At 66.6% G+C, this 13170-nt stretch carries 7 protein-coding genes and 3 pseudogenes; 3 read left to right on the plus strand and 7 right to left on the minus strand.

Annotation, left to right across the window (positions count from 1 at the left end; translation table 11 throughout):
- Positions 1-226: 226 nt before the first annotated feature.
- The gene (locus tag JO379_RS33015) at positions 227-709 is read right to left on the minus strand and encodes a phosphotransferase family protein (protein WP_245381328.1); all 483 of its coding nucleotides are present in this window, start codon (positions 707-709) and stop codon (positions 227-229) included.
- Between the two features lie 129 nt (positions 710-838).
- Here JO379_RS33015 and JO379_RS33020 point away from each other — a divergent pair, with 129 nt between their 5' ends.
- Complete coding sequence (locus JO379_RS33020; RefSeq protein ID WP_245381329.1) at positions 839-1021, plus strand: hypothetical protein; 183 nt, start codon at positions 839-841, stop codon at positions 1019-1021.
- Positions 1022-1170: 149 nt separating this feature from the next.
- On the opposite strand, the gene JO379_RS01280 is transcribed toward JO379_RS33020, so the two are convergent.
- Together JO379_RS01280 and JO379_RS01285 are read right to left on the minus strand one after the other, a co-directional pair.
- Positions 1171-2586 carry an NsdA family TPR-like regulatory protein gene (locus tag JO379_RS01280; RefSeq protein WP_245381330.1) on the minus strand — a complete coding sequence of 472 codons (1416 nt, stop codon included), beginning with the start codon at positions 2584-2586 and terminating at the stop codon, positions 1171-1173.
- 377 nt (positions 2587-2963) lie between these two features.
- Positions 2964-4257: pseudogene (locus JO379_RS01285) on the minus strand (IS256 family transposase).
- Between the two features lie 461 nt (positions 4258-4718).
- On the opposite strand from JO379_RS01285, the gene JO379_RS01290 reads away from it, so the two are divergent.
- A complete protein-coding gene (locus JO379_RS01290) occupies positions 4719-5753 on the plus strand; it encodes a hypothetical protein (RefSeq protein ID WP_209513363.1) in 1035 nt (344 codons plus the stop codon).
- A gap of 85 nt (positions 5754-5838) precedes the next feature.
- Here the strand turns inward: JO379_RS01290 and JO379_RS01295 are convergent.
- Positions 5839-6579: pseudogene (locus JO379_RS01295) on the minus strand (transposase).
- A 314-nt stretch (positions 6580-6893) separates the two neighbouring features.
- On the opposite strand from JO379_RS01295, the gene JO379_RS01300 reads away from it, so the two are divergent.
- Positions 6894-7934, plus strand: a complete 1041-nt coding sequence (locus tag JO379_RS01300; RefSeq protein WP_209513364.1) for a hypothetical protein — start codon at positions 6894-6896, stop codon at positions 7932-7934.
- A 2363-nt stretch (positions 7935-10297) separates the two neighbouring features.
- Here the strand turns inward: JO379_RS01300 and JO379_RS01305 are convergent.
- The 3 genes and pseudogenes from JO379_RS01305 to istA all read right to left on the minus strand — a co-directional run.
- Positions 10298-10531: pseudogene (locus JO379_RS01305) on the minus strand (transposase family protein); the annotation flags it as partial.
- A gap of 94 nt (positions 10532-10625) precedes the next feature.
- Entirely contained in the window at positions 10626-11462 is an 837-nt protein-coding gene (gene istB, locus JO379_RS01310) for an IS21-like element helper ATPase IstB (protein WP_245381325.1), read from the minus strand.
- The gene (istA, locus tag JO379_RS01315) at positions 11459-13018 is read right to left on the minus strand and encodes an IS21 family transposase (protein WP_209513316.1); all 1560 of its coding nucleotides are present in this window, start codon (positions 13016-13018) and stop codon (positions 11459-11461) included. Before istA ends, istB begins: the two co-directional genes overlap by 4 nt.
- Positions 13019-13170 lie beyond the last annotated feature (152 nt).

A 13170-nucleotide genomic window follows, 5' to 3' on the forward strand; every position in this document is an offset into this window, starting at 1 on the left:
GTCCGGAGGCGGTTCGCCCTTGCCGAGATCAGGTTCCGGCTTGCGGTGATCACCCATCACAGATCCTCCCTGGTGCCAGGCGGGTACGAAGCACTCGTCATCCCGAAGCGGGCGGTGGCCCGTTCTGCGAACGACGGCATTGGCCGGAATACCGCGCTCGCTGTCCAGGACCAGCGGCCATTGATCTGACCGCCAGCGAGTGGGCAGCAGGGCATGTGCGGGCCGGTCACAGGATGTTCCAGTGCAGTGCGGTGTCCTCGTGGAGGAGGCCGTCGGTGCGGCGTTGGACTTCTGCGAGGCTGCCGGGGGTGTGGTGGGCCTTGCGGGCGTTGGTGGTGATCATGCGTAGTTCGCGCGGATCGCGGAGGGTTGCGAAGCCGGGCCATTGGGTCACGTCGAAGCCGTAGGTCGCGGCGAAGTCGTTGTAGTGGGCTTGTCCGTGTCTGAAGCGTCGGCAGTGGATTTCGATGGTGACAAGGTCCCATTCGGGCTGGCCGATGGAGACGGTGTCCCAGTCGCACAGGACGGCTTCGGTGCCGTTGTGGAGGGCGTTGCGGTGTTGGGGGTCGCCCTGGAGGATCCCTTCGGGCAGGGCGAAGTCGATGATGGCCAGGTCGGCTTCCAGGCGGTTGAGCCGGTCGTGGAGCAGGCGGAGCGTCGGCTGTGGGAGTGCGGTGGCAGCGGCGAGGGAGGCGCGGATAGCGCGCACGTTGTCGTGGCGGGGCAGCTGGACGGGCGGGGTGGAGAGGGTGTGGAGGGAGTAGAGGGGCTTGGCGATCTGCGCGGCGGTGACGGGGTGGCCGGCTGGTTGCGGCAGGTAGGTCCACTAGGTGGCGGCGTGGCCGTCGATGACGACGGGCTGATGGGGGGCGGGGTGGAGTGGGACGGTCGGGAAGCCCTGTTCCATCAGCCACTGGACAAAACGTACGGTGCGTTCGACGTCGCTCACGCGTGTCCCGCGCCGGGCGATCTTCACGACGACCGGGGCACGGTCCAGCAGGACGACGGCGTTGTGGTGTGACCGCGCAGCAATTGTGCGGGTGAGCTGTGGAGTCCGGCTGCCGCGCAGGCGCGGTCCAGGACGTGTTGCATCTCGGTCTCGGTGAAGCCGCCGGGGGCGGGCGCCGGTGCTGTCATGGGCCTTTGGCTCGCTTATGGTCTTGCGGGCTGTCACCTGGGCCCGGCGGGCAGGGCCAGGACCTCGGTGAGCTCTTTCGCTGCCCGGCCGTTTCGTATCGCTGGGGGCAGTACTGCGATCACGTGCCGGGCGCGTTCTTCGAGGATGGGTGTGCGGTGCGCTGAGGGGACCTGAAGGTATGTTGCGACGGCGAGCTGGCACGCCTCGGTGGGGCTGTGGTCGTTGGCCAGGCAGATCGCGGCCTCGAGGCGCAGGAGTGCGGGGTCGATGCCTGTGCGGGCGGGGTACAGCGGCAAGGCCTCGTCCTGTACCTGGCGGGCCTGGGTGCTGCGCCCGAGGGCGGTGTAGGCGCCGCTGAGGTAGAGCAGCAGGCGGCGTGCGGGGAAGGCGAAGGCGTCGTCTTCGGGCCCGGCTTCGCTCTGTTCGAACATCTGGCGTGCGTAGTGGATGGCGGTCTCGGCGCCGGCGTTGTCGCCCTGGCGGGCGAGAGCGCGGGCTTCGGCGGCGGCGAAGGCTCCGGTCGCCGTGGGGCGTCCGCGGGCGAGGAGGCGGGCTTCCCGGGCGAGGGCGACGGCGTCCGCCAGCGGCCCGTAGTAGTAGGGGAGCATCGCCCGCTGGGCCCGGACCCGGGCCCGCAAGTCCGGGTGGCCGCTGTCATCGGCCGCGTTCTGTGCGGTGTCGTACCAGGCGCGCGAGGAGGCGAGGTGGCCGAGTTTCATGAGGGCGTCGGCTACAAGGGTCGCCAGCAGGGCTGTCATCTCGGAAAGGCGGACCTGTACCGAGGCGGGCTGACGTTCGGCAGCCAGCTCCCTGATCTCGTCCAGCTGGCGGAGAAGCATGTGGAGCATCGGGGCGGGCGGGGTGTAGAGGTATGCGCGGCGGAGCCACAGGATGCGCTCGTCGAGCAGGTCGAGCTGGCCGGTACTCACGCTCGTCATGGCCAGGGTCCGGTCAAGGCAGCGGCGCGCGGCCTCGATTTGCTCGGTCAATGGATCTCGTGGAGCTGTCAGGTGCCCGCCGGGTGAGGCCGGTGTCTGGTGACCGGCGGCCGGGCTGAGCACGGCGGGAAGGTGCGGGGCCGCCGTGGGCTTGATGATGCCCGGTGGCTGTGATGCGGAGAGTCCCAGCTCGAAGGCAGTGCACTCGTCATACCGGCATAACAGATCGACGGTGGCCAGGCGGGGTGTCCGGGTGTCGGTCTCCCACGAGCCCAGCTGGTCCCCTTCCACGCGGGGGCCCTGGACGCCCTGCTGCGCAAGGTCCCGGAGCTCCGTCCCGGCCTGAACGAGGGTCTTCCCGCGGGCGAGGCGCTGGGCGCGCAGCTTCGACACCCCGCAGTGCTCGTGGATGAGGGGCGCGATCTGTTGCGGTGGCTGGCCGGCGGCCTCCCCGCGCACGCGGATCTGCCGTGCGCAGGTGGGCTTGTGGGGCGTAGCCGGAGTGTTCATCTGCAGTACCTCCCGGGCCTATGGAACACGCCAACTGACAGCGGTGGCTGATGCGTCGCCCCGAGTATCCGGCGGAAGCGCCGGAAAGTCTGCGTGATCGCTCAACTTACCGCTGTAGAACGCCGGTTCCTGCACATTCTCCGGTTGATGCGCTGGGCGCGACCCGTGAATCTGTCCTTCCGCACCGAGGCCCGGATAGCTGACCACCTCAGCCTGAACGATCCGATACGGAGATGGCCGACAGCGCACACCTGTTCCACTCCCCCGCCCGGGAACCCCGGGCGCTACGCCTTGTGGCAGGAGCTGCGGCTCGTCCACTCGTGGTCAAGAATGGCGTGAGTCTGTCAATCGAGCGGTGGATCGGGGGGTGGTTGGGTTTACTGACGGGCGGCGGAGAGACGACCGTCGAAGGTAATGTCGAAGGCGTTCATGGCGGTCTTCCAGCGCATGGTCCAGCGGGCCTGCCCCCGGCCGGTGGGGTCGAGCGACATGATTGCCATGTAGATGTACTTCAGGGCCGCGGTCTCGTTCGGGAAATGCCCGCGGGCCGTGACCGCCCGGCGGATCCTGGCGTTCACGGACTCGATCGCGTTGGTGGTGCAGACGATGCGGCGGATCTCGGTGTCGAAGCGACGGAACGGGGTGAACTCCTCCCAGGCGTTCTCCCAGAGCCTCACGATCGCCGGATACTTCCTGCCCCAAGAACCGGCGAACTCCGCGAACCGCTCGAGTGCGGCCTCCTCCGTCGGGGCCGTGTAGACGGGCTTGAGGACCTTCGCGATCTTGTCCCAGTCCTGGCGATCGGCATAGCGGAAGGAGTTTCGCAGCAGGTGGACCACGCAGGTCTGCACGATGGTGCGGGGCCAGACGGTCTCGACCGCGTCCGGCAGGCCCTTGAGGCCGTCGCAGACGAGCATGAGCACGTCGTTGACGCCGCGGTTCTTGATCTCGGTGAGGATGTGCAGCCAGTGCTTGGCGCCCTCGCCGCCGTTGCCGGCCCCCAGCCCCAGGATGTCCCGCCGGCCCTCGACGGTGACGGCCAGGGCCACGTAGACCGGCCGGTTGGCGACGGCGCCGTCGCGGATCTTCACGTGGATCGCGTCGATGAAGACCACCGGATAGACCACGTCCAGGGGCCGGTTCTGCCACTCGGCCATCCCGTCCATGACCTTGTCGGTGATCGTTGAGATCGTCTGGCGGGAGACCTCGGTGCCATAGACCTCCGTGAGGTGGGCCTGGACCTCACCGGTCGTCAGGCCCTTCGCGGACAGGGAGATGACCATCTCGCCCACTCCGGGCAGGCGCTTCTGCCGCTTCTTGACGATCTTCGGCTCGAAGGATCCGTCGCGGTCGCGAGGCACGGAAATCTCCACCGGCCCGACGTCCGTCAGCACGGTCTTCGCGCGGGTTCCGTGGCGCGAGTTGCCGCCGTTCTTCCCGGCCGGGTCGTGCTTGTCATAGCCGAGGTGGTCGGTGATCTCGCCCTCGAGGGCGGACTCCAGCAGCCGCTTCGTCAGCTGCTGCAGCAGCCCCGCCCTCGCCAGTCAGCTGCAAGCCCTCCGCCTGAGCGCGGGAGACCAGCTCGTCGATCAGCCGGTCGCCCACCGCCTTCGAGACCCTCGCCTCAGACAGCTCGACGGTCTCGGCCTCGGTCATGTTCTCACTCGTCATCGGCGCATCTTCCTTGATCGGGAGTTACACCGAACGATTTACAGTCCCGTACTCCGGCGCTGCCCGGCAGGACCGTCGACATTACTGCGGCCCGCACCCACCACATCGTCATGGCATGTGAAGGCCTGCGGATTCCGGTCCTGGCCGACAATGCCTCACGGAAGCCGGAGACACCTCAAGCAAAGCGGGCATCAGCCCCAACCGACTCACGTCAATCGTGAGGGCCGTCCACACTCTGGAGCAGCATCGCTGAGGATCCATAATCAGCCGGCTTCACTCCGAGCGCCCCTTTCACGCGCCCTCCCCCACCCACCACAAGACCAGTACCGTAAAAGGGCCCCCGGAAACCGCGAGCCACCTGAGGGCCCATCAATTCAGCAAACCCACGGGGCTGCTGGATCACGGGGTGGAAGAGGTTCGCTGCGACATCTTCCCACTCAGATCAGCTGAAGGAAACCGTCATGAGCAAGTACATCCTGTGCGCCAGCTCGCCGCTTCGTATCTGGACCATCGACACCAGTACAAACACCGCGAGCGGCCCAGTCACCCTGAACCAGGAACACGGCGACGTTAATTTCAAGACATGGCCGTTCACCTTCGTGGCGGATACGCCGCGGGATTTGGTCTACCACATCAATGGCGGCGCCAGTGTCACCGAGATCGATGTCAGCAACCCCAAGGCCCCGACCGTAACCCAGCTGAAGACGAACAAAGGGGTGAACCTGATGTGCGCAGCTCTCGCCGGCGGCTTCGGACAGCCCTCCCACGTCGACCAGCGCCTGTATGCCGGGGGCAGTGACGGGTTCATCTACACCTTTCCGCTGGACTCCAGCGGAAAGACCCGCAAAACAACGTCCGACCCCGCACCCTACGAAGTCCTCGAAGCCCACAACAGGCCCATCATCGATCTCGCCATCACCTCCGACGGCACCCACGCCTTCGCCCTCATCCAAAGCAACGACGGCAAAGCCGCCGCCGTCACCAAAGACCTCAAACCCATGCCCCACAACCCACAAAGTCACTACTACGCCGACCGCCCCCAATGGGACACCATCCCCAACCCCCAACACATCAGCCTCAGCCCCGACGAGCGCTACCTCATCGTCACCGGCCAACTCACCTCAACTTGCACCATCATCGACACAACCACAACCGAATCTCATGAACGCTCGCTCATCCACGGTGTTGCCAATCCGGTCCATGTTGACAACACTAGGGCATATTTCCTCACCGGCGCAACATTCCATAATGTTGACCTCGCAAGCGGGGCAACGAATAAATCCGAAATCAGCTTCAAAGAATGTACTGGATATGCCGGAATCGGGGATAAGCGTGTACTCCTCTTCGGTAGCAAGCAAGGGGCCGAAGAGTGGTCAAGCACCCTCTTCAGCTACGACGGAGAGGGGCGAGTTGATATGCCGAAAATTCATTTGGGCCCCCCAAGTGAGGATGGGATTTGTTTCCTCACTCAAACAAATCTACTGCTCGAGGTTTGATCCCCGACCTTCCAGTGGACGGCTCTATACCCCGAAGCGAACCTTCCGCTCGGGAAATAAACACCCGGAAGGCCACCGGACCTTTTCAACGTTGTCTCTCCAGGGTGAGGACCGCGGCGGCGATGTCCGTCATGCGATGCGGGATGCAGCGGCTCCGGCGGAAGATCCACCAGGACCTCTGGCGGGCGACGCCTCGTTCGACAGGAGCGCGGGTTTGGGCGAGTGCCGGGTTCAACGGCCGTTCGGTCGGTGCCAGTTCGCCGTTGGGCGGGCGCCGGGTGGCGGTCGTGCCCAGGAGCCGGCGCCGATGTAGGCGCGGTCGGCGACGATCGGGACACCCTGGCGTTCGCAGATTCGGATGATGCGGTGGGTGCAGGTGGCGGTCAGATCGTGAGCACGGCCCGGCAAGGCCGGCGAGATCCACAGCCTGCGAGATCGGTGGCGACCTGCATGTTCACGCAGTGGCGCCGGTGCCTGCGGGAGTGATCGGCGCGTCCGTCGCCCAGGAGGTCGCACATGCTGAGCGTGCCGTCCAGGAGCACGTAGGCCGGGTCGTGCTCGCGCAGGGTCTTGAGCAGGCCCGAGGCCCGGTCGGGGAGAAGCCGCACGACGGCGGTGGTGTAGGCGTGGGCGGTGCCTACGGATATGCCGAACCCGGCGGCGATCTGCGCGAGAGTGTCGTGCTTGCGCAGGTGGGCGAGAGCGACGAGGGCGCGCTCGTGCGGCGGGAACTTGCAGCGGCGGTCACCCTCACGGGCAACGATGAGCATGGTTACCACTCGACCAGCGCATGAGGCTGGACGAGTGCGGCAGGGCAGGGAACCAACGGGGCTCTTGGACCGGCAGGTTGAGGCTTCGAATACCTCACCCAACGGCAAGGGAGCCCCGTCCGTTGCGGGCACCAAGGTCATCACGCATCGGCGGTGACGCTGAAAAGGTTCAGTCAGCCGGCTTCACTCCGAGCGCCCCCTTCGCGCGCCCTCCCCGCCCACCACAAGACCAGTACGGTAAAAAGGGCCCCAAAGTCCGCGAGCCACCTGAGGGCCCATCAATTCAGCAAACCTACGGGGCTGCTGAATCACGGGGTGGAAGAGGTTCGCTGCGACACCTTCCCAGTGAGATCAGCTGAAGGAAACCGTCATGAGAAAGTACATCCTGTGCGCCAGCTCGCCGCTTCGTATCTGGACCATCGACACCAGTACAAACACCGCGACCGGCACAGCCCCCCTGAACCAGGAACACATGGACATCCAGGACAAGACATGGCCGTTCACCTTCGTGGCGGATACCCCACGGGATTTGGTCTACCACATCAATGGCGGCGCCAGTGTCACCGAGATCGATGTCAGCAACCCCAAGGCCCCGACCGTCACCCAGCTGAAGACGAACAAAGGGGTGAACCTGATGTCCGCCGCTCTCGCCGGCGGCTTCGGACAGCCCTCCCACGTCGACCAGCGCCTGTATGCCGGCGGCAGTGACGGGTTCATCTACACCTTTCCCCTCGACTCCAGCGGAAAGACCCGCAAGACAACGTCCGACCCCGCACCCTACGAAGTCCTGGAAGCCCACAACAGGCCCATCATCGATCTCGCCATCACCTCCGACGGCACCCACGCCTTCGCCCTCATCCAAAGCAACGACGGCAAAGCCGCCGCCGTCACCAAAGACCTCAAACCCATGCCCCACAACCCACAAAGTCACTACTACGCCGACCGCCCCCAATGGGACACCATCCCCAACCCCACCAGTATCAGCCTCACCCCCGACGAACGCTACCTCATCGTCACTGCCAACAACTCAAACATGTGCACCATCATCGACACGAAGACAACCGAATCCCACCAACGCCATCTCGCCACCGACCCCGTTTTCGCACCTAGGCCAGTACGCGTTGACGACTCTACCGCCTATTTTAACAGCCTCGGCGAGTTCCATAAAATTGACCTCGCCAGCGGAGAGGCAAAGTCTGAGGTTAATCCTGGATTGGCTGGCGTAGTCGGGACCGGGGATAAGCATGTGCTGCTCACCCTGACCGCCCAGTACAAGGAGGGAACGGATTACTTGTCATGTGTCCTCTTTACCTATGATGGGAAGGAACGAGTTGATATGCCAGCGATGAATTTCGGCCCCGCCGAGAGGATCTGGTTGCTTATTGGAACAAACCTGCTGCTCGAGGTCTGATTCCCGGGCTGCTTGCGGACGACTCCACACCTCAAGGCGACGTGTCCCTCGCGAGGAGAGGAGAGGAGTGGAGTCGCGTAAGCGCTGGCGCCCGTGGTTCTGGAGACAGGCATAGTTGTGACCAGGTGCTGCCCGCTGGGCGGCCGCCGGGGCCTGACGCAACGAGGTGCTGGCGCCGGGCGGTACTGGGAGCGAGAGCAGTAGGCTTGTCACCAGGATGAGGACCGCAGCGGCGATGGTGTTCCTGCCATGGGGACTGCACCGGGCCCGGCGGAAGATCCGCCAGGAATTCAGTCGCGCGATGCTTCGTTCGGCTGGCGCTCTTCCTCGCCGACAGGGCCCGGTTGATCGTCTGCCGGGCTCGTGGCGAGGCCCGGCCGGGAAGCCGTCTGAGCCGGTGTGGTCGCTCATGAGCCGGCGCCGCTGTAGGCACGGTCGGCGAGGACGGGAGCGCCCTGGCGTTCGCAGATCCCGGTGCGGGCCGCGGTCAGGTCATGGGTGCGGCCCAGCAGCGCGGGCGAGATCCACAGCAGGCCACCCGCGGGTCCAAGAGTCTGCCTTGGTCGGACGCGTCTGCTCTGGCCTTCGCCCTCTGCGGCGGCGGCACCCCCTTGCGTCCCGTCACTCGACGCTCGCCCACTGCGGGGGCCGTTCCCTGCCTCGAGAGGTGAGACGTATCCATGCATAAGGCATACATCAGCGCTACCGGAACGTTGCTTCCCGGACCGCCGATTTCCAACGACGCGATCGATGCCTACAGGGGCATCGCTGGTGAGCCGAATGCGGTTCTACGGAAGTCGCCCCTCTACGACCGCGGTATCACCTACCGGAATTACGGCATCAAGACGAAGCAGGAGAGCCAGGTTAGCCTGGCGGGATCACTGCCTCGGCCGTACGGAATGCTTTGACAGGGCTGGGCTGGCCCCCGACGAGGTGGTGTTTCTCGCCACCGGCACCCAGATCCCGGATCTCGTCATGCCGGGGCTGGCCAGCATGGTCCATGCTGAACTGCAGTCCCGGCTTTGTGAGATCGTCTCTGCGGCTGGCGTGTGTACGGTTGGGATGATGGCACTCAAGAGCGCGTATATCAACGTCCGGTCGGGGGGAAGGGAACGGCGGTGGTCACGGTCGGCGAGTTCATGTCCCGCGTGTTGAAGTCCTCTCGGTATGCGGATCAGGTGGCCGTGATCGCGGGCGGCGGGGGGCAGCTTGCCAAGGAGACAGCGTTCCGGCGGTACATGCTGTCTGACGGTACCGGTGCCGTTCTCGTCCAGGACCGCCCGCCTCACAGGGGGTCAGCTTGCGCATCGACTGGATCTCCTTGGTCTCCTACTCCTCTTCTGGCCCGACACGTATGTTCCTGGGCGGCGGGAGCCGGCGGCGACGGGGAGCGCTGACGGTGGGACTATGCCTCAGCAGTCGAGGCGACGGCCGACGGTGCCCTGGCCTTGCGGCAGAAGCTGACGCTGCTGCCGCACATGATCGAGCTGGTCGTGGCGTTGCCTGCGCAAGCAACGCCGGAGTCTGACGCGGGTGCAGGCCACCGCTTCCTGTCGCGCGTGAGCGAGGCGCTGCCCCGAGTTCCCCGCACGGGTTCTCCCGCTACGCAGGGGCGCAGTCGTGCGGCAGGGGGGTGACCGTGCCGGTGCTGGTGTGGGTGCCCCGTTGACGACGGCCTCGGACGTGCTGGCGACCAGGATCCCGAGGAAACCGGCGGCGGTATCGGCTGGAGGCTAGCGGGCCCCGCTTGGCGATGGTGTGGGGCGACGGTGGGAACGCCACAGCTCTCAACGGCAGGTGCTCCACCAGTTTTCGTGTGGGCTCCCGATGGCGTAGGCCCACAGGCGCCCGGCACTGTGGGCCAGAAGCCGCAGCACCGTGGCCGGGTCTCCCCCATCGGAAAGGGCCGCCAGGTCCCGGGCGTGGCGCACGGTGTCCAGAGCGGCATCCCGGGCGCGCCCGCCTTCGGGCAGGTGCCTGGCGAACGCCTGCGAGGGGCCAGCCAGAGCGGTGATATGCAACGCCAACCGGGTACGGGCAGCCGTGGCGAGCGGACCGTGGGGATGTGAGCTCGCCAAGTACAGCGCCTGGTCGATGTCCCGGCCCACGTCCGCGGCCAGCGGCAGTACCGCCAGATCCCGCACCTGGCGAGGCGGCCGATCCCGTGAGCCCAGGAACCGCGCCGTGCGGTGCTGCGGCCCCAACGCACGGAACCGGGCAGGTGGCTTGCGCTGTGTGCGACGCCGGGCAAGCTGAATCGTGGCCACCGCCCCGCGGTCCGGAGCCGCCTCTTGAGCCGTTATCCGCAGGTGGGGCTGCATAGGGAGTCTCCGTACGGATGGGTCTGCGTGAATGAACCTTTTTCATTCTGGATAGCTGCAGGTGAGGAGGGTGTGGACGGCCGTGACGATCCGTCCGACGCGGTTGGTGGGGCATCTGGTCCGGCGAAGGACGCGGCAGGACTTGAGGCGGGCGAAGGCGCGTTCTCCCGGAGTGCGAAGCCGGGCATGTACGCGGTTGAATCGCTGGTAGTGCGGCGGTTGGATGCGGTGGTGGTAGGGGGTGCGGACGGTGGCGCCGGCTCCTTGGTGTCCACGGACACGCGGTCATCCGGGTGAGCGGACATTGCACCTCTTTGTGGGCGGACAGTTCATCTCCTTGTGCGGTGTGACTTTTCGTCCCTCGACTGGCTCAGTGCAGTGGCTTGACGCCCTTGCCCGTGGTTGCCTGGGTGAGCCGGAGGCTGCTGCCCTCGGTCAGGACGATGTGCGCGTGATGCAACAGCCGGTCGACTGCTGCCGTGGCGAGCGTCTTGGGCATGATCGAGTCGAATCCCGACGGATGCAGGTTCGAGGTCACGATCACGGACCTGCGTTCGTAGGCGGCATCGATCACCCGGTAGAACGCCTCGGCGGCGGCCTGGCCGGACGGCAGCATCCCGATGTCGTCCAGGATGATGAGGTTGGCCCGGGTGATCTTCGCGATCGCCTTCGCGACGGAGTTGTCGACGGTGGCCCGGCCGACGTGGGCGGTCAGCGATTCGAGGCTGAACCAGGCGACTTGCATGCCCCGGTCGATGGCCTTGTGGGCCAGGGCCTCGGCGAAGTGGCTCTTGCCGGTGCCCGACGGGCCGGCGATGGCGAGGTTCTCCGACCGGCCGACCCATTCCAGCGTCATCAGGGCCTGCTGGGTCGGAGCGGGGATGGAGGAGTCCTCCTCCCGCCAGGAGCTGAACGTCTTGCCGGTGGGCAGGTTCGCCTGCTTGCGGTGGCTGCGGCGGGTCGCCGCCTCCCGGCCCTTGATCTCCTCTTCCAGCAGGATCCGCAGCACTTCGGCCGGGTCCCAGCGTTGCGACCGGGCGGTGGCCAGCACGTCCGGGGCCGCCTTGCGCAAGTAGGGGAACCGCATCCGCTTCAGGACGGATTCCAGATCGGCCGGGATCGGCGGCGGGGCCGGTGAGGAGGGGACCGGAGACGGGGCCGGGACGGGCTGGTCGGTTTCCGGGTCCAGCAACGCGATGCCGGTCATGGAAGATTCCTTTCTGCCGGGCCGCCGTTGCGGCCGAAGTCAGCCCAGGCGGAAGTGCCGGGCTGAACGGAGTGGGCCTCGTCGGCGACGACGAGGTCGGCGGGACGGACGCCGGACTTGCGATGCTGGACGATGGAGAGCAGGTCGTCCTCGGCGAATCGGCCCGCGGTCGCGGCAAGCCCCAGCGACATGTCGACCTCGGCGACACTGACCAGGGCCGCGAGCTCGACGGCGGCGGCCATCTTCACCCGCATCCGGGTGGTCCCCGCCGCAGCGGCCTCGATCAGCCAGGACTTCGCCCCGGGACCGAGCGCGAGGAAGGCTTCCTCGGCGGCATCGACGGGCCGGGGCCGCGGCGGCTTCGGTGAACCGTCCATCTCCTGCGGGTGGTTGGGATAGTGCTCGGCGAGGATGACCGGACGGCCGGGCAGAGCGATCTCGTGCCGGGCGACTTCCGCCAGGCCGGCCGGGCCCTGCATCCATTCCGGCCGGTGAGCCAGCTTCGACAGGTCGGCCACGACGACCAGCTCGTCGCCGTCGACCCTCACCCAGGCTTCCTGGCCGACCAGCCCGGACGGCGTCGAATAGCGCACGGACCCGAAACGGACGGTCTGGTCCCGCAGCACCTGTCTCGACTCGCCCAGCGCGAGCGTGTGAGGCGCCGGCGGCAGCGGATGCAGCCTGGTCCGCTCGACGTCGAGCATCGAGGACGGAGCCTTGCCCGTCTCGCGGTGGGTCCGGTTGTTCACCGTCTGGCAGAAGATCGCGCACTCGCCGCGGAGCTCGGCGAACGAGTCGTACTCCTTGCGGAGATTCGCCGTCGTGGGCACCAGATCCGCCTTCGCGATGCGGACCGTCGCCTCCGACCCGCCTTTGGACTCGGGATCGAAGGGGACACACGTGTGAACCTGCATCCCGTAATGCCGCCCCGTCGCGACGACTTGGGGATGACGGACCGCGATGCCGGCGACCCGGTCGATCGTGACCGTCTTCTCGTTGTCGGTCAGCGCATAGGTCGGCGCCCCGCCGATCGCCCGCAAGGTCGAGTCGATGCAGGTCACCAGCGTCGGCAGAGTCCGGTCCCAGGTCGGGATCACCACCCGGAACCGCGACCAGGCCAGCCACGCGCAGAACAACAGCGTCACGCGGGGCTCACCGCCGCCCGGGCCCGGGACCTTCGGCCCCCAGCCCCAGTCGAACTGCAACCACAGCCCCGGCTCGGTGATCCAGGGCCGATAGGTCCGCTGGTTCCCGGCCCGCCAGGCTTCCTTCGCCTTCGCCACCGCCCGCCGGGTCGTGCGCTCATCACCGGTGAACCCCAGCAGGACCAGGCGGTCGTGGAGCTTGTCGGCCCGCACCCTGCCCTGCGATCGGTCGACCCACTCCTCGATCTTCGGCATGAACGGGTCGATCATCTTCGGCCGGCGGACGAGACCGGTTGGCCGACCGGTGTCCCTCATCCGTGCGTAACGTCGCACGGTCTTGGGATCGACCCCCGCCAGCGCAGCCGCGGAATGCGCACATTCAGTGGCGTCCAGGGCCTCGAAGATTTCCATGATCTCCCTGTCAGACTTCTTCAACGTCCCTCCGGGTGGTCGGTCTCAATGCCAGGCAGCACTGAGCCAACCCCCGGAGGGATCGTCTGTTCGGAACCGACACGAATGGGTCCACGGAGAGGGAGATCAGCTGTCCGCCCAGCGGGGGCCGT

It is taken from the genome of Streptomyces syringium (assembly GCF_017876625.1).
Classification (GTDB): Bacteria; Actinomycetota; Actinomycetes; order Streptomycetales; family Streptomycetaceae; genus Streptomyces; species Streptomyces syringius.